The 17,177-nt window shown below is 65.0% G+C and carries 16 protein-coding genes; 6 read left to right on the top strand and 10 right to left on the bottom strand.

The window, feature by feature from the left end:
• Positions 1–187 precede the first annotated feature (187 nt).
• On the top strand, positions 188–907 hold the full coding sequence (pcsA, locus tag HWQ56_RS12965; protein ID WP_176570739.1) for a phosphatidylcholine synthase: 720 nt from the start codon (positions 188–190) through the stop codon (positions 905–907).
• A gap of 106 nt (positions 908–1,013) precedes the next feature.
• Here the strand turns inward: pcsA and HWQ56_RS12960 are convergent, their stop codons facing one another.
• Genes HWQ56_RS12960 through HWQ56_RS12945 form a run of 4 tightly spaced genes read right to left on the bottom strand, consistent with a single transcriptional unit; the run spans position 1,014 to position 6,049 of the window.
• On the bottom strand, positions 1,014–2,171 hold the full coding sequence (locus HWQ56_RS12960) for an XdhC family protein (protein ID WP_176570738.1): 1,158 nt from the start codon (positions 2,169–2,171) through the stop codon (positions 1,014–1,016).
• Positions 2,158–3,381 (bottom strand): cytochrome c, encoded by a 1,224-nt coding sequence (locus tag HWQ56_RS12955; RefSeq protein ID WP_176570737.1) that lies wholly within the window; start codon positions 3,379–3,381, stop codon positions 2,158–2,160. The genes HWQ56_RS12960 and HWQ56_RS12955 overlap by 14 nt, the downstream gene beginning before the upstream one ends.
• 11 nt (positions 3,382–3,392) lie before the next feature.
• Positions 3,393–5,585 carry a xanthine dehydrogenase family protein molybdopterin-binding subunit gene (locus tag HWQ56_RS12950; RefSeq protein ID WP_176570736.1) on the bottom strand — a complete coding sequence of 731 codons (2,193 nt, stop codon included), beginning with the start codon at positions 5,583–5,585 and terminating at the stop codon, positions 3,393–3,395.
• 11 nt (positions 5,586–5,596) lie between these two features.
• Positions 5,597–6,049, bottom strand: coding sequence for a (2Fe-2S)-binding protein (locus tag HWQ56_RS12945; protein ID WP_158159162.1), 453 nt, complete (start codon positions 6,047–6,049; stop codon positions 5,597–5,599).
• A 183-nt stretch (positions 6,050–6,232) separates the two neighbouring features.
• Between HWQ56_RS12945 and HWQ56_RS12940 the strand changes: the two genes are divergently transcribed.
• Positions 6,233–6,634: a hypothetical protein gene (locus HWQ56_RS12940; protein WP_158159233.1), complete on the top strand. Its 402-nt coding sequence runs from the start codon at positions 6,233–6,235 to the stop codon at positions 6,632–6,634.
• A gap of 38 nt (positions 6,635–6,672) precedes the next feature.
• Here the strand turns inward: HWQ56_RS12940 and HWQ56_RS12935 are convergent, their stop codons facing one another.
• From HWQ56_RS12935 to HWQ56_RS12920, 4 genes are all read right to left on the bottom strand, one after another.
• Positions 6,673–7,410, bottom strand: a complete 738-nt coding sequence (locus HWQ56_RS12935; protein WP_176570735.1) for an ATPase — start codon at positions 7,408–7,410, stop codon at positions 6,673–6,675.
• Positions 7,407–7,673 carry a hypothetical protein gene (locus HWQ56_RS12930; RefSeq protein ID WP_176570734.1) on the bottom strand — a complete coding sequence of 89 codons (267 nt, stop codon included), beginning with the start codon at positions 7,671–7,673 and terminating at the stop codon, positions 7,407–7,409. Before HWQ56_RS12930 ends, HWQ56_RS12935 begins: the two co-directional genes overlap by 4 nt.
• Positions 7,674–8,370: 697 nt before the next feature.
• Positions 8,371–9,897: a DHA2 family efflux MFS transporter permease subunit gene (locus HWQ56_RS12925; protein WP_176570733.1), complete on the bottom strand. Its 1,527-nt coding sequence runs from the start codon at positions 9,895–9,897 to the stop codon at positions 8,371–8,373.
• A 139-nt stretch (positions 9,898–10,036) separates the two neighbouring features.
• The gene (locus HWQ56_RS12920) at positions 10,037–11,155 is read right to left on the bottom strand and encodes an aromatic ring-hydroxylating dioxygenase subunit alpha (protein WP_158159237.1); all 1,119 of its coding nucleotides are present in this window, start codon (positions 11,153–11,155) and stop codon (positions 10,037–10,039) included.
• Between the two features lie 381 nt (positions 11,156–11,536).
• On the opposite strand from HWQ56_RS12920, the gene HWQ56_RS12915 reads away from it, so the two are divergent.
• Complete coding sequence (locus tag HWQ56_RS12915; protein ID WP_176570732.1) at positions 11,537–12,700, top strand: MFS transporter; 1,164 nt, start codon at positions 11,537–11,539, stop codon at positions 12,698–12,700.
• A gap of 41 nt (positions 12,701–12,741) precedes the next feature.
• Here the strand turns inward: HWQ56_RS12915 and HWQ56_RS12910 are convergent, their stop codons facing one another.
• Positions 12,742–13,314 carry a CGNR zinc finger domain-containing protein gene (locus HWQ56_RS12910; protein ID WP_176570731.1) on the bottom strand — a complete coding sequence of 191 codons (573 nt, stop codon included), beginning with the start codon at positions 13,312–13,314 and terminating at the stop codon, positions 12,742–12,744.
• Between the two features lie 128 nt (positions 13,315–13,442).
• Between HWQ56_RS12910 and HWQ56_RS12905 the strand changes: the two genes are divergently transcribed.
• Together HWQ56_RS12905 and HWQ56_RS12900 are read left to right on the top strand one after the other, a co-directional pair.
• Positions 13,443–14,318 carry an alpha/beta fold hydrolase gene (locus HWQ56_RS12905; RefSeq protein WP_176570730.1) on the top strand — a complete coding sequence of 292 codons (876 nt, stop codon included), beginning with the start codon at positions 13,443–13,445 and terminating at the stop codon, positions 14,316–14,318.
• A 66-nt stretch (positions 14,319–14,384) separates the two neighbouring features.
• Entirely contained in the window at positions 14,385–15,185 is an 801-nt protein-coding gene (locus tag HWQ56_RS12900) for an alpha/beta fold hydrolase (protein ID WP_176570729.1), read from the top strand.
• Positions 15,186–15,254: 69 nt separating this feature from the next.
• On the opposite strand, the gene HWQ56_RS12895 is transcribed toward HWQ56_RS12900, so the two are convergent.
• Positions 15,255–15,875 (bottom strand): cell wall hydrolase, encoded by a 621-nt coding sequence (locus HWQ56_RS12895; protein WP_176570728.1) that lies wholly within the window; start codon positions 15,873–15,875, stop codon positions 15,255–15,257.
• A gap of 234 nt (positions 15,876–16,109) precedes the next feature.
• On the opposite strand from HWQ56_RS12895, the gene HWQ56_RS12890 reads away from it, so the two are divergent.
• A complete protein-coding gene (locus HWQ56_RS12890; protein ID WP_176570727.1) occupies positions 16,110–17,165 on the top strand; it encodes a permease in 1,056 nt (351 codons plus the stop codon).
• The last annotated feature ends 12 nt before the right edge of the window (positions 17,166–17,177 follow it).

Below are 17,177 nucleotides of genomic sequence, written 5' to 3'. Positions count from 1 at the left end.
TGGCCCCCCCGCAGGCATTGCTGCGGCGACGTGGCGGCCTGTAGTTCGGTAGCGGCTTGCAACCCTGCCCTGCTCTAAACCGCAGAAATTGCCTATCCTGAGATCACGCCACTGAACCTTGCCGCCCGTGCCCGGTCGACAGGTGCAGCCAGCGCATCGCTGCCCTTTTCCTGCTGGAGACTGTTTCGTGATCTCGACCTTGCACCTGGCCAGGCTCAAAGCCTGGGGCGCTCATGGTTTCACTGCCACTGGGGTGGTCACCGCCCTGCTGGCGACCCTGGCGCTGTTCGAAAACCAGCCCAAGGCCTGCCTGATATGGCTGGGCGTGGCGCTGATCGTCGACGGCGTCGATGGCTCCCTGGCGCGCCGGGTGAACGTGCAGACCGTGTTGCCGCACTTCGACGGCTCAGTGCTGGACCTGGTCATCGACTACCTGACCTACGTGTTCATCCCGGCGCTGTTCATCTACCGCTACATCCCCTTGCCCGAATACACCGCCCTGGTCGCGACGTCGGTGATGCTGGTGTCGTCACTGTTCTGCTTCTGCAACGTCGAGATGAAAAGCAAGGACAATTACTTCCAGGGCTTCCCCGCCGCCTGGAACGTGGTCGCCCTGTGCCTGTACACCCTTGCACCGTCGCCGTGGGTGACGCTCTTGACCATCGTGGTGCTTGCCCTGCTCACCGTCACCCGCATGAAGTTCCTGCACCCATTCCGCGTGAAGCGGTTCATGCCCATCAACATCGCGGTCACCGCCATCTGGCTGTTGTGCAGCCTGTCGCTGGTGCACGACCACCCCGCCGTCAACCCGCTGGTCATGGCGGTGTGGCTGTTGATGTCGGCTTACTTCCTGGGTGTCTGCGTCTGGCGCACGGCGCTGGAGTGGTTCGGTCGCTCGGATGCGTGATTCACGCTACCTCTGAATCGATCTGTAGCAGCGGACCTGGCCGCGTCGGCGGTGCACGCGGTATGCCTGATGCCACGCGGCGCCGGTGACGCGGCCGGGTCCGCTGCTACGGGGACGGGACGTGGATTGGCGCGGCCATGTCCGCGTGCAGCACCGAAGGCTCGACGTCGTGAATGCTTTGCTGGCGGCCTTTCAACGGGCTACCCTGGCGGCCGTTGAACACCGCGGTGATCTCGGCCAGGATGGCCAGGGCCACGCTTTCCGGGCTGTCGCCGCCCAAGTCCAGGCCCATGGGGTAATGCAAGCGGTCCAGCGCCGCTAACGACGGCTCATCCATGTCAGCCAAGAGGCGCTCCGTGCGGTCCCGAGGGCCCAGTTGGCCGATGTAGGCGGCGCCACTGGCCAGTGCCGCGCGCAGCCAATGAAAATCCTGACTCAGGCTGTGAGTCATGATGGCGACCGCCGCCCCGTTCAGCCGCTCCGCGAAGGCCAGGGGCGCGCGTGCGTCGGCGCAGATCACCGCTTCAGCTTCCGGAAAGCGCGCTTGCCGGGCGAAATGCGCACGGCCATCCACCACCGTGACCTTCCAGCCCAGCAGACTGGCCATGCGCACCAGCGGCTGGGCATCGTGGCCGGCGCCGAACACCACCAGGCGTCGGGCCGGGGCCAGGTATTCGAGGAACACTTCGACTTCGCCCCACTCGCCCCGGTACCGGCGCAGCGCCGACTTGCCCAGGCGCTGCACATCAGCCAGCCCCTGCGCCACGCACGCCGTCAGCGCCGGGTGGGCCCAGGTGCTCTGGCCAGCAGCCAGGCGCGAACCCACGGGTAGCGCACCGTCGCTGGTGATGACCGTGGCCAACGCCGCCGGCTGCCCGGTATCACGCACCTGCCGCAACGTGGCGAGCAATATGGACCCTTCGGTCTGCTGCACGCGTTCCATCAGGACATACACGGTGCCGTTGCAGCCCAGGCCGAAGCTCAGGGCCGCTTCGTCCAGCGGGTCCTCCTCATCAGCCGCGGTGCTGTAGGCCACCACCTTGGGCCCGTGCTCACTCAGCCACCAGGCTTTCTTCGCCACCTCGCTTTCCAGGCAACCCCCACTGACCGTGCCACTGGGGGCGCCCACCAGCGGGATCAGCATGCGCGCCCCTGGCCGTCGGTACGCCGAACCACGGACCTTGACTACCGTGGCCACCACGGCTTCGGTACCCGCGTCGAGGCTGGCGTCTATCGCGGCCAGCAAGCGGTCAATGCAAGGCACTGCTACGGCTCCGAGCCACTTGTTGCGGGGTAATGCGCGCGTCGCTCTCACCGAAGCGGCGCAAGACGAAAGTACTCACGGCGGCCAGCTCCTTGTCACTGTAGCTATGGGCAAAATCAGGCATCTTCTGTTGCGACCCAAACGTGGCCGGATAGTGCCCGGCCAACAGCACGGCGATCAGGTTGGTACCCAACGGATCGTTGAGGGTCTTGAGCCCGCTCAGGGTGGCCACCGGGCTTTGGTTGCCCTGGCCGTCCAGGCGGTGGCAGCCGGCGCAGGCATCGACGAAGACTTTGCGCCCCAGGCCATCGCCCGGCGCCAGCGGACCATCATTCACGACCGCCTTGGGCCGTGTGATGCCTTCGGCACGGGCGGGCGCGCCTTGCAGGTACACGGCCACCGCCTGGATATCAGCGGGGGTCAGGAAGCGCAGGCTGTGTTCCACCACATCGCTCATGGGCCCACCGGCCATGGCATAGCCCGGCGCCTCGCCGGTGGCCAGATAGCGGGTCAGCACGTCGCGTGGCCAGCCACCGACGCCGTAGCGCGGGTCGGAACTGATGTTGTAGGCCTGCCAGTTGCCGATGGTCGCGCCCGCCAGTGACTTGCCGGTGTCTACCGCCTGGAACAGGGTACGCGGCGAATGGCACTCGCCACAGTGCCCCGGTCCCTGCACCAGGTACGCACCCCGGTTGAATTCGGCGGACTGTTGCGGGTCAGGCACGAAGCGCTCGTTAGCGGCGAACATCGGGTTCCAGAGGGCCATGCCCCACCGCTGGTTGAAGGGGAAGCCGATGTCGTTGTCCTTGGGCGGCTGGTCCACCGGCGCCAGGCTGAACAGGTACGCCTTGATCGCCAGGATGTCCTCGCGCGGCATCAGGGTGTAGGAGGTGTACGGGAACGCCGGGTAGTAATGCTTGCCGTCCTTGCCCACGCCTTTCTGCAGGGCACTGACGAACTCGTCGTCACTCCAGGCGCCGATGCCGGTGGCCGGGTCTGGGGTGATGTTGGGTGAGTACAGGGTGCCGAACGGCAGTTGGAACGCCAGGCCGCCGGTGAACGGCTTGCCGCCAGGGGTGGTATGGCAGGCCTCGCAGTCGGCGGCGCGGGTCAGGTATTGGCCTTTGGCAACGAGTTGCGGGTCGGCCGCCTGCGCCGTCGCGCACACCGTCACGAGGGTGGCGGCCAGGGCCAGTTTGATAAACGTCATGTCAGCCTTCCTCAAACGGTGTAGTAGCCGGAGCGGCTCAGGGGCAAGCGGCGCACGCGGGCATTGCTGGCCGCGTGCAGGGCATTGACCAGGGCGGCCGCCACCGGTACCGCACCGGTTTCGCCGACGCCGCCGGGGGCCTCCAGGCTGGGTACCAGGTGCACTTCAACCGGTGGCGCGTCGCTCATGCGGATCTGCCGGTAGGCGTTGAAGTTGTTCTGCTGCACGCGACCGTTCTCCACCAGAATCTCGTTGAACAGCGCTGCCGACAGGCCGAACAGCGTGCCGCCTTCCACCTGGGAGGTCACCGAAGTGGGGTTGTTGACGAAGCCACAGTCGATCGCCGAGACCAGGCGCTTGATCCGCAGCCCACGTTCGCCCTGCATTTCCAGCTCCACCACGGTGGCGATGAAACTGCCGAACACTGCGCTCACGGCAATGCCACGGCCCTGCCCGGCGGGCAGCGGCGTATGCCAGTCAGCCGCCTCGGCGGCGCGCTTGAGCACCGCCAGCGCGCGCGGCTGCGTAGCAATCAAGCGTTCGCGGTAGGCAACGGGGTCGGCCTTGGCACGGTGCGCCAGCTCGTCGACGAACGACTCCAGCGCATAGGTACTGCGCAACGGACCCACCCCGCGCCACCAGGACACGGGGATGGTCTTGGGGTCTTCGCGGATATAGCGCACCTTCAAGTGCGGCAACTGGTAGATGGGCTCGATGGCCACTTCCACCGCGTCGGCGTCGACGCCGTTGGGCGGCAAGGCACCGACGAAGCTGGCGATCACCGAGGCGCCGGCAATCCGGTGCTCCCAGCCTTGCAACCCGCCATCATCGTCCAGGGCCGCATTCAGGCGGTCGACGTAGTGCGGCCGGTACAGGTCGTGGGTCATGTCTTCTTCGCGGCTCCACACCAGCTTGATCGGGTAATCGACCTGGCGGGCGATGTCCACTGCCTGGAAGATGAAGTCCGACTCCAGCCGGCGGCCGAAGGCACCGCCGATCAACTGGTTGTGGATGATGACTTTTTCTGGCGGCAGGCCGCTGATTTTCGCCGCCCCCATCTGCGCGAACACGGGCGCCTGGGTGCCGACCCACAACTCGCAGGCATCGGCACGCACGTGGGCCACACAGCCCATGGGTTCCAGCGGCGAGTGCGAGAGGAACGGTTGTTCGTACACCGCTTCGAAGCGGCTGCTGGCGGAGGCCAGGGTGTTGGCGATGTCGCCGGCTTCATGGGCCACCACGCCGTCCCGGCTGCTGGCCGCCAGCAGCGCCTTGTCCAGCGACGCCGAATGGCCGTCGGCGTTGGCGCCGTAGTCCCAGTCGATGCGCAAGGCCTTCAGGCCCTGCTGGCAGGCCCAGAAATGGTCGCCAATCACCGCCACCGCGTTGCTCAGCCGGATGATGTCGCGCACGCCCGGCACTTGGCGGGCATCGCCCTCCTCCAGCGCCTTGAGCGTGCCGCCATGCACCGGGCACGTCAGCGTCGAGGCGATGCGCATGCCTGGCACCTGCAAATCGATGGTGAACTGCGCCTTGCCGATGACCTTGTCGGGGGTGTCCAGGCGCCGGGCCGGGGTGCCGAGCAAGGTGAAGTCGGCCATGGCCTTGAGCGGCACGTCGGTGGGCAGCGGCAACTGCGCGGCCGCGTTGGCCAGCTCGCCATAACCCAGCCTCTGACCCTGGGGCCCGTGTACCTGGCCCTTCTGCGCACGGCACTGGCTGGGCGCCACGTTCCAGCGCAGGGCGGCGGCCTGGGTCAGCAGGATACGCGCCGTGGCGCCGGCCTTGCGCAGCGGCTCCCACGTGAAGCGGGTGGACGACGAGCCTCCGGTGGCCTGGAATTTCAGGAGGGTGTCGGTATACAGCGCGCCGTTGGGCGGTGCTTCCTGGATGTGCACCTGGTCCAGGTCCACTTCCAACTCTTCAGCCACCATCATGGCGATGCCCGTCTGGGCGCCCTGGCCCATTTCGATCTTTGGCGAGATGACGCGCACGCTGCCGTCCTCGGCGATCTGCACGAATGCGCCGAAGCCTTCGAAATTCGGCGTGCCCGGGCGGCCGGGGGCCACCGCCTCGGCGGCGGCGGAGCGGGCGACTATCGGTGGGAGCCAGGTACTGAGCACCAGGCCGCCGAGGGTCAGTGCACTGCTTTTGAGCAAGCCACGGCGAGAGAGCGCCGTACCCAGGAGAGTGGCGGTTTTCATCAGGTTGTTCCTCAGGCCTGGCTGACGCTTTTGATCGCGGCGCGGATGCGGGTATAGGTCGCGCAGCGGCACAGGTTGCCGGTCATCGCCGTGACGATCTGCTCGTCATCGGCCTGCGGGTGGTTATGCAACAGCGCGGCAGCGGCCATGATCTGGCCTGGCTGGCAGTAACCGCACTGCACCACTTCATGTTCAAGCCAGGCCTGTTGCAACTGGGCGCCCACCGGGGTCTCGCCGACCCCTTCGATGGTGGTGATGGCATGGCCTTCCACGGCGCTGACCGGCAGCACGCACGAGCGCACGGCCTGGCCATCCAGGTGCACGGTACACACGCCACACTGAGCGATACCGCATCCATATTTGGTGCCGGTCATGCCCAGCACGTCGCGCAGCACCCATAGCAATGGCATATCGGCCGGCACGTCTACAGCGTGTTCCTGCCCATTGATGGTCAGTTTGTGCATGGCTTCCTCATTTGCAGCAATCACGGTGGCGCCTGCCGGGCTACGTTGGCCGGGCAGTACGTAAGCAGTCTGAACTCTAGCAGCGTAGGCCGCGCAATATTGCACGGGTGTGCTGTTTCCGGACGATCACGCAAACATTCCGCAGCATTGTGCAAGCCGATGCCCACTGGCTATGCTGGAGCCATGACCAACCCTGCCCCGACCCGCCAACCCTGCCCCCCTGCCGCCTGCATTTGCGGGCACGGGCAGTTGCTGGACACCCCAGGGGCCGACTGCCGAATCTTGCAGTTGACCCGGCATGAAGAGCGCAAACTGATCGACCGCCTCGAGAACCTGCAAAGCCTGGAAGACCTGCAACGCCTGTGCGGCAGAATGCAGGAACTGCTGGGCATCGTTGTGCGGATCACCCCGGGCTACAACGAGGTGCGCAGCGTGCGCGGGTTGGTGTTTGAATTCGATGAACAGCCGGGGCTGTGCCGCAAGACCCGTGAAGCGATCCCGGCGGCGATTCGCCGGGCGCTGGCGCGACGTCCGGAGATCTTCTTTCGGCTGCTGGATGAGCATGACTTGTTGCGGGGGGCGTAAATTCGATAGCGGCAGGGCCACGCTATGACGTGATCCTATCAGAGCAGCTTGTTGAGCACATAAGTGTCAAACCAGGGTGGCTGAATGTCCGACTTGATTTCGATACATTCGCCATCGGTTATTTCGGCCAGCTGAGCGAAACCCTCGCCCTCATCGGAGTTATCGAATACATAAGCTCTGTTGGAGACCAAAATCGCTTCGGACAAAAGGTCGAGCGAGCGGAAATAACGCGTACGAATTTTCTCAGGTGCAACATGATGCCCCCCCTGAGAAACCCGATAGGCCACACGACGGACATTGATTTCAGGATCGGCGGTGGCCACGTAGTACACGTATACCCGGTAACCCGCATCGCGAGCTTCACGCAGCAGGCCTACTTTGTCCGCGGAAGACATTACCGTCTCAAACGTAAAGCTTATGCGTTCGCGAATGAGCATACGCCTGACAAAATCGGACAACGCCGACGCGACGTACGAATCAATGGTAGTTCTGTCGAAATTCAAACGGTTCCCGTCAATGGAGAGCCGCTGCAATTTATGCAGCGCAGTCGCGGAGACATTCAGAACCGGGTGGGCGCGAAGAAATTCGAAAACCTCAGCCTGGTGCTTTTCGATCCCGTAGGAGGAAAAATCGAAATAGCCGGTACTGCCGATGTTCCTCTCTATGTCATCTGGATTGACATAACAGCCTAGGAGGTGTTTCGGTATCAACCGATTGAACGTGCTTTTACCTGAACCGTTCGGCCCCGCAAATATCCGTATTCGGGGCGTGCTCAAGAACTGGCCCGATCCTCTTGCTTACGAATCTTCAACCGAGTGCCGCTTTTCAGATGGCCATATTCACCCAGTGAGCGAATAGGCGTGCGGGCATGTTCAGAAACCTCGAGCAATTCACCGTTCCTGGCCACGAGCACACTTGCACCTTGAGCGATGGCAGCCTTGAAGGCGTTGCTGAACGCCTTGATCGCAATGTCAGGTATACGAGACTCCTGCACGGCTATCTGGTTTTCACTGGGTGAAGTTTTTTGTTTGCGAGACATCGAGAACTCCGTCAACGAGGATGCAGGTGGAGGCAATTGCAATGGTATAGCACATTCAGAATCGACCTGAGACACAAGGAATGGCAGGTATTGTTACGGTTTGATTCTGTTGGCTCAAAGGTTACCCCAAGTCATGGCAGAAATGCATGCACGGCGTCTGGCGCGGGATAAGCGGTTAGGACGTTAACCGTTTGACGCGATACGGCAGTCGAACCGCGTTGCGCTTTTCCCGAGCTTCGCCCGGTCCCACAGGGGCAAGCCCCGGGTCCAGCAACAACCCTGTGGGACCGGGCGCCAGCTCGGGAAGCAGGCGACCCGGTGTGGCAGTTGATCCGCGGTGGTCTTTTCCCGAGCTTCGCCCGGTCCCACAGGAACAAGCCCCGAGTCCAGTCGCAACCCTGTGGGACCGGGCGCCAGCTCGGGAAGCGTGTGACTCGGTGTGGCAGTTGATCCGCGGTGGTCTTTTCCCGAGCTTCGCCCGGTCCCACAGGAACAAGCCCCGAGTCCAGCAACAACCCTGTGGGACCGGGCGCCAGCTCGGGAAGCGGGTGACTCGGTGTGGCAGTTGATCCGCGGTGGTCTTTTCCCGAGCTTCGCCCGGTCCCACAGGGGCAAGCCCCGAGTTCAGAAACAACCCTGTGGGACCGGGCGCCAGCTCGGGAGGCAGGCGACTTGGCGCCAACAGGCTTTCCGCCGGCTAGGACTGCTCGCTGCGAGGTTTTTTGCCCAGCACCAACCACAACACCAGCAACCACGCCACCGTCATTACCGCACCACCGGCCAGCAGGCTGGCGCTGATCGCCGTGCGGTACAGCTCGGTGAGCTGGGCCACGTCGGTGCCCGATTGCACCGCCGAGCCAATGCCCTGGGGCAAGGTCAGCGACATTCCCTGCAACGCAGCCGGCAGTTGGGCGAGTTCATGGCGCAGGGTATAGCTCATGATGCCCCCTGCCACGGCCACGCCCAGCGCCGCCCCCAGTGAGCGGCAGAACGACAGCCCCGCCGTGGCAGCGCCCATGACTTTCAGATCCACGGCATTCTGCACGATCACGGTGGCGTTGGGCATGCCGATGCCCATGCCGGAACCGAGCACGCCCATGGCCAGCAGGAAATACGGTGCACCCAGCTGGTGGCGGGCAAAGATCAGCAGCAGGAACAGGCCCAGCGCTTCCAGGCCCACGCCCAGCAGCAGCAAGGTGGCATGATTTTGCCGGCGGGTAGAAATGGCGCCGCCGATGAACGAGCTGACCACCATCATCACCACCTGGGGCAAGGTCATGATGCCCGACTCGGTCGGGGTCTGGTGCAGCACCGCCTGGTAGTACAGCGGCATGAATACCAGCGAGCCCATCATGGCGAAGGCCATGGCCGCCATCGCCGCCACCGCCACACTGAAGCGTCGGTTGGCGAACAGGCGCGGGTCGATGATGGGCTCCGGCGCCTTGTGCTCCACCTTGTACAGCACGGCGAAGCCGACCACCGCCAGCAAACCCAGGCCCCACGTGGCCAGCGGGTCGACCTGCCCAGCCTGGGAAAAGGAATGGGTGAGCAGCAGCAACGCCGAGGTGGCCACGCACAGCACGGCCGCGCCGCGGTAGTCGACCTTCACGTCCGGCCGCCGCTTGATGGCCGGCAGGTTGATCATCAAGCCAGCGATGGCCAACGCCCCCAGGGGAATGTTGATCAGGAATACCCAGCGCCAGCTGAACTGCGTGGTAATGAAACCACCCAGCAATGGCCCGGCCGCCGCGCTGACCGCGAATGCCGCCGAGAACAGCCCCTGATAACGCCCCCGCTCGGAGGGCTTGACCACACTGCCGATCACCACCTGGGACAGGGTCATCAACCCGCCAGCGCCCAGGCCCTGAAGCCCACGAAACGCGATGAGCTGGCCCATGCTGTTGGCCAGGCCACACAGCAGTGAGGCACCGACGAACACGCCGATGCTCAGCAGGAACAACGGCCGCTTGCCATACAAGTCCGACAACTTGCCATACAGGGGTGCACCGATGGTGGACGTCAGCATGAACAACGTGACCACCCAGCTCATGCCCTCGATGCCTTTCATCTCGCTGGCGATCACCGGCAGCGCGGTGGCCACGATGCTCTGGTCCAAGGCAGCCAGGACCATGGCGACCAGCAGCGAGGCCAGCAGCCAGAACCCTGGGCGGCTGCTACTCGTGGTTGAAGCGATGGCGGATTCGGTGTGGGAGTGGGAAGACAACGGGCAGTTCCTCCAAGCGGTAAAGGCGCGGCCGTCGATTTAGCCTTGCCGACCCTGGGTCTGACAAGGGCATGGAGCAAACCTCCGCACAAACTGCACAATTGCCGCGGGCGCCCGCCTCGCTGAACCCTACGTCCGCTCAGGCCGGGGTGACAGGGTCGAGCGCCACCAGGGGAATCGTCTCGATGGCCCAGGCCCCACCTTCGCGCCGCTCCGGCCCCGGCACCACGCACGCCGTGCGGCCGGTGAACTCCCGCGCCAGGCGCGCCTCGTCGATACGCCAGCCACGCTGCTCCAGTTCGCGAAGACGCTGACGAAAGGCGATCTGCAGGCCATCGGACTTTACCGACACTTCCTGCTGCCACGTGTCCGGCACGCGCTCAGGGCGTACCTTGCGCAGCACTTCATGGTCCTGCTCGAAGATGCGCAGGTTGCTGGCGATGGTGCGCCGGTCGAACAGCGGCGAGCGCAGGAAGGTACGGCCCATCATCCACCAGGTACGGGTACGGTTGGCGGCCACCGGCACGTGGGCCGAGACGATGTGGATGGTCCAGCCGGGGCGCGGGGTCAGGTGCAGCGTGGCGCACGGGCCGGAGAAGTGATAGCCCGGTACCGTGGCCACCTCGACGTGCTCGCCCGTGGGCCTGCGCCGCAGCCATCCCTTGCGCACAGGGCGGCGCATGAGCATTTGCGCCTGGCCGCCCCAGGTATCACGTTGCACCTCGAAGGCGGCGATTTCCGGGTGGTCGGGGTCACCGAAAGTCGAACCGTGGACAAAAGGCGCATGGGCGAAGTCCAGGCCGTTTTCCATGACACGGTCCCAGCTGGCATCCCAGTCGAAATGCCCCGCCACCACCCGCACGTTCGGGTCATCGACCCAGTCCAGGGCCGGCAGGGGCGGCCGCTCGGCCTCGGGAAGATCGCCGAGAAACGCCCAGATCCACCCATGGCGTTCCACGGTGGGGTAAGCGTCGACCCGCGCCTTGACCGGCACTCGTGCTTCCGGCTGTGCGGGGATGTGGCTGCACCGGCCATCGGCGCCGAACCGCCAACCATGGTAGGGACATTGCACGGTGGCACCGACCTTGCCCCCGGCCGACAACGAGCCGCCGCGGTGCACGCAGATGTCTGACAGCAAGCGGGCATGACCGGCCTCGTCGCGAAAAGCCACGAACGGTTGGCCGAGCAGTTGTACCGGGGCCAGGCCATCGGTCAACTGCGCCGAGGGCATGACGACGTACCAGAGATTGATCAGCATGAAACCTTGCACCTTGAAAAAATAAGCGGCTAGCCGCCAGGGTCCGAGGCAAGCCAATTCTGAAGACCACCTGTGCCACCGGGAGAGCATGGCGCCCGTTAGCGTATCGTTTGCTAGCAGTATTGACCACCACTGCCCCGGTGGCCTACAGTGCGCGCCTGTATTGCGGATCACTTTGCACATGCCTCGTGCCCACCACCCCTTCCAGGCAATGCCCCCCTGCATGACCGACGCTGGCCTCAGCCGTCGCCGCAGCGTGCTGTTCGCGTTCACTTTCTCGCCGCCCGCTTCCCACGCCTGATCTTCCGGCCAGCCTCGGTTGGCCCCGTGACGCACGCAGTGATCTTGCGCGCGCCGTTGATTTGCCCGCGTGGATCTCACATGAATCGCCTGACCCTGCCTGTTCTGCTGTTTGTCGCCGCCGTGGCCGGCATATGCCTGGGCGCCACCGCCCCCCTCACCGCCCTGCGCTTGCTCGACACCGGCGCCAGTGCCGCGCAGATCGGTATCCTCTCGGCCTTGCCCGCCGTCGGCATGATGCTCGCCGCCAGCCTGTGCGCCGCGCTGACCCGACGTTTCAACCGCCGCCAGTTGTTCCAGGCCTGCCTGGCGCTGTGCCTGGCCAGCGTCGCCTTGCTTGAACCATTGCGTGACTCGCTGTACGCCCTGGCCGGGCTGCGTCTGGCCATGGGGCTGGGCATGGGCGTGGTGATCATCCTCAGTGAAGCCTGGATCAACGAACTGTGCAGCGACCAGCGCCGCGGCCAGTCCATCGCCGTTTACACCACTGCCTACACCGGCAGCCAGATGCTCGGGCCGCTGCTGATTTCCCTGCTGGGCACCACTGGCCCCTACGTGGTCAGCTGCGCGAGTGTCGCCCTGGGGCTCGCATGCCTGAGCCTGTTCGGCCTGCCCAATGGCCGCGGCCGCGAGGAGGAACACCACGCCCCCCGCCGTTTTTCCCTGTTGGGCTTCGTGCGGCTGGCGCCCACCCTGTGCATGGGCGTGTTGTTCTTCTCGTTCTTCGACAGCGTGATCCTGGCGCTGTTTCCGGTCTATGCCGCCGACAACGGCTTCGGCCCCGCCGAAGCCGCGCTGATGGTCAGCGTCATCCTGCTGGGCGACATGTGCCTGCAACTGCCCCTGGGCTGGCTGGCCGACCGCGTGCCACGCACCGCCCTGCACCTGGCCTGTGGCGTGTGCGTGTTGGCCATCGGCGCCAGCCTGGCGTGGTTGATGGGTGGCAACCCGGTGTTGTGGCCCGTATTGTTCTTGCTGGGTGCAGCGGCGGGCGGCACCTATACCCTGGCCATCGTCCTGATCGGCCAACGCTTCCGCGGCCATGACCTGGTGACCGCCAATGCCGGCGCCGGCATGCTGTTCGGCCTGGGCAGCGTACTGGGGCCGGTGGTCAGCGGCGGGTTGATGCAAGCCTCGAACGTCGGCTTGCCGTTGGCGTTGTCAGTGGCCGCAGGGGTGTTCGTGTGCACGGCAGTGGGCAGTGCCTGGCGCATGGGTTCACGGGCGGAATTGAGCGAGGGGTAAGCGCACCGCCCTTGCCAGCGAGCGGCTGTCGGGGCCTCCCCCTACAGTCCCTGGCGCCGCTTGCGAAACTCCGTCACCTTGTGGCGGTTGCCGCACACGGCCATGCTGCACCAGCGGCGTTTGTGCGACTTGGTGCGGTCGTAGAACATCAGCGTACAGTCGTGGCTTTCGCATTGGCGCACCAGCGTGAAATCGCCCTCGGCCAGCAATGTGGCCGCCTCCAACGCCAATTGGCTGATGCACCGTGTCACCGGGTCGGGGTCATGGCTGCGGTCCAGCACCACCCCCTGCTCCTGGGTCCACATCAGTTGGACCACCGCGTTGCGTAGAAAGCCGTTCAAGCCCTGCGGGTCAGCCACGATGCCCTGCCCGCGCGCCAGCACCAGCGGTTCGATCACGTCACGCAACGTGCGCAGCTGCTCGAGCAAGCGCTGACGATCCGCCTCGCCGCCCACGTCCTCCAGCGGCAGGCCAACCCTGTGCAACCACTCCACCGCCTGAACGCCGTCGGTCAGCAGATCCTGGCGATGCCCTTCAACCATCATGCGGGTGTTGAGCAGGTCCAGCACCGGGTGGTCGGCCAGCACCAAGGGGGCGGGGGTTTCAGCGCTCATCAACAGCCTCTCCTGACAGGTGTCCGCACATTGTAACCTATAAAAATAATTTGACTAGTTACACCAGGCCTGAGCAAATAGAGCTGTAACCGGCAATAACAACTTACCCAGTTACAGGAGCCCCCCACATGAGCACTGTTCCCCGCGTCCACTTCCACCGTGTCGACGCCGATGGCGTCAACGTTTTCTACCGCGAAGCAGGCCAGCCCGATGCACCGGTGCTGTTGCTGCTGCATGGCTATCCCAGTTCATCCCACCAGTTCCGCACGCTGATCCCCCTGCTGGCTCCTCACTACCGGGTGATTGCCCCGGACCTGCCCGGCTTTGGTTTCACCCAGGTGCCAGCCGAACGCGACTACGTCTACAGCTTCGACAACCTGGCCAAGACCCTGGAGGCTTTCGTCGAAGCCCTGGGCCTGCAACGCTACGCGCTGTATGTGTTCGACTATGGCGCCCCTACCGGTCTGCGCCTGGCCCTGGCCCACCCGGAACGGGTCACCGCGCTGGTGTCGCAGAACGGCAACGCCTACCTGGAAGGCCTGGGCGATGCCTGGGCGCCCATTCGGGATTACTGGGCCGAGCCTACGGCGCAACACCGCCAGGCCGTGCACGACAACGTGCTGAACCTGGAAGCCACCCGCTGGCAATACGTGGAGGGCGTCAGCGACCCCGAGCAGATCGCCCCCGAAGGCTATTACCTGGATGCGCTGCTGATGGAACGCCCTGGCAACAAGCAGATCCAGCTGGACCTGTTCTATGACTACCGCAACAACCTCACGCTTTACCCGGCGTTCCAGCAGTTCTTCCGCGACACCCAGGTGCCGACCCTGGTGATCTGGGGCAAGGGCGACCCGTTCTTCATTCCGCCCGGTGCCGAGGCCTACCGCCGGGACAACCCCAATGCCCACGTGGAGCTGCTGGATACCGGGCACTTTGCCCTGGAGACCCATGTGGAGCACATCGCCCAACGCATCATCGACGTACTGGGGCACTCCATCGTCTAGCTTGCATGGGCCTCGGGGTGTGCTAGGTTGGCGCCTCGAATTTCTCCCCGAGGACCCGCTGCAACCATGAAGTGCATCGAAGGATCTGTCATCTCCCGCGACGGGACGTCCATTGGCTACCAGCGCTGGGGCCAAGGCCCGGCGCTGGTGGTCTGCCATGGCGCGTTCACCCTGGCCAGCGACTGGGCCACGTTCGCCCGGCAACTGGCGGCCAGCCATACCGTGTACCTGTACGACCGCCGCGGCCGCGGCAGCAGCCCTTATGGCGACGCCCCCTACAGCCTGGATGCCGAGCTGGATGACCTGGCGGCGATGGTCACGCTGGCAGGCGCCGGCACCGCGGTGCTGGGCCACAGCTTCGGTGGCGGCTGTGCCTTGATGCAGGCCTTGCGGGATGGCTTCGACGGCACCCTGGTGCTGTACGAACCCATCAACTCCTTGCCACGCCCCGCCACGGGCGAACACTACCCGCAGTTGCAAGCCCTGGTGGCCCAAGGCGAGATGGAGGCGGCCACGGTGCACGCCCTCCGGCACGTGGTGCGCATGCCTGCGGCCCAGGTCGAGCAGATGAAACACATCCCGCTATGGCCAGCGATGGTCAGCACCGTCCCGGCCTTCGTGAACGAAGCTGCCGCGCTGGATACCATCAAGCCATCGGTCGCCGAAGCGCGCCGGCTCAAGGCCCGGCCGTTTCTGCTGGTAGGTGAGATCAGCGAGCATGACCCCTGCCTGACCTGCGCCGCGGCGCTGGTGGACCGCCTGCGCGGCCTGACGCTCTATACCCTGCCGCGCCAGGGCCATGCGGCTTACCTCACCGACCCGGTGTTGCTGGCACGGGTGGTGACCCGGTGCCTGAACGCCGAGTGACGAGCAGATGGCGGCGTGGCCTGGCCGAGCTTCGCCCGGTCGCCTGCCGCTGACGTCTGTTCTGCATGGCTACTTGGCCTTGCCTTCGCGAGGTTTGTAGAAGAGGAATTTGCCCGACTCGGCCGTCTTCAGGTACTGCCCCGCCCACTCTGGCTTGACCTGGCGATCATGGAAGTACATGGCCCCGCGGGTACGGTCGGGCAGTTCCTGGTTCAACGCCTTGCGTGCAACCTCCTTGGCGACGCTGTAGCGCTCGGGCTCCTGCACATCATCGGAGCGACCGTCGCACCACCAGGAAAACTGGCAGACTTTCTTGTCGGCGCCCTGCTTCACCACTTCGCACACGGTGCCTGGAAAACCGTCATGGCCCAGCCGGTTGAGCACCACATTGGCCACTGCCGCCATGTCTTCTGGGGTCCCGCCCTTGGCTTCCCAATACAGCGTACGGGCCAGGCAGGTCAGGGCGTCATCCACCGGTTTTTCACCGACAGGGTCCACTGCCTGGGCCTCGGGCTTGCTGATGATCGCGGCCTTGGGCGGCGCCTGGGCGCTATCCTTGTCCGCGACCTTGTGTTCCAGCACCTCGGCCTTTTCGATAGTGTGCTGCGGATTGGCAGAGGGATCGGCGGCCAGGGCCAGGCCACCGCAACACACGAATGCCCAGGCTGCGACGAAACGAGAAAAGCGCATGATCGAACCCACCGAGCGAGCCAGAACGCTTCCTGCCTCAGGCCGCCGTTTCCCCCCGTGTGCACGGGCGTAACGGGGCTTTATCCTTATTAGTGTGAACACTGTAGCGGACAAACCTTGAGTGCGCTCACCATCGTCGCGGGGTTTGCTGGGCACGCACACGCTACGCGCTGCTGGCAGGCAACCTGAGCTAAAATGGCTCCCTACTTATCTCGTCCTGTCCGGAACCCACCGATGACTACCCTCACTTCCCCCGCCCAACAGCGTTCCCGGCTGTTCTGGCTTAAACCCCTGGCCTTCGTGCTGGTGGCCGTGATCGGCCTTTACTACGTGAAGTGGTCGCCCTATTACCTGAAGTCGTTCGTGGCGGCCAGCAACCACAGCATCGGTGGCTCCATCATCGACGACCATGCCCAGGAGCCACTGGCCGCCGCGCTGGCCTATGCCCAGGTGTATTTCCTGGCGATCTGGAAAGCCGCCGTGCTGGGGGTGATTCTCGGTTCGCTGGTGCAAGTGTTGATACCCCGTGACTGGCTGCTGCGTGCCTTTGGCCAGGCCGGCATGGGTTCTACCGTGCGCGGCGGGCTGTTCGCGCTGCCGGGCATGATGTGCAGTTGCTGCGCGGCCCCGGTGGTCGCCGGCCTGCGCCGCCAGCAGGTCTCGGTAGGCGCGGCGCTGGCCTTCTGGATGGCCAACCCTGTGCTCAACCCGGCCACCCTGGTGTTCATGGGCTTCGTGCTGGGCTGGGGCTTCACGGCGGTGCGGCTGATCGCGGGGGTCATCCTGGTGGTCGGTGTATCGCTGTATGCGCAGCGCATTTCCCGCCCCGAGGTGCTGCCCGAAGCGGCGGTGGCAGCGGTCGAACAGGCCAGCGAGCCAGAACAGGGCCCTTGGTTCGGGCGCTGGATGCGGTCGCTGTGGCACCTGTTCTGGACCACCATCCCTGTCTACGTGCTGGCGGTGCTGGTGCTGGGCGCCGCACGGGTGTGGCTGTTCCCCCACGTGGACGGCGCCATGGGCAACAGCCTGCTGTGGCTGGTACCGCTGGCGGTGGTGGGCACCCTGTTCGTGATCCCCACGGCAGCGGAGATCCCCATCGTGCAGACCCTCATGACCCTGGGCCTGGGCACCGCCCCAGCGGTTGCACTGCTGATGACATTGCCGAGCATCAGCCTGCCGTCGCTGCTGATGCTGCGCAAGTCGTTCGACACCCGGGTATTGGTGACGGTGGCGGTGTTGACCATGGCGGTGGGCGTGATCACCGGGCTGATTGGCGCGCTGGTGCTATAACCTTCTGCCACG

Source organism: Pseudomonas eucalypticola (assembly GCF_013374995.1).
GTDB lineage: Bacteria > Pseudomonadota > Gammaproteobacteria > Pseudomonadales > Pseudomonadaceae > Aquipseudomonas > Aquipseudomonas eucalypticola.
This window is presented reverse-complemented; position numbering and strand designations above follow the sequence as displayed.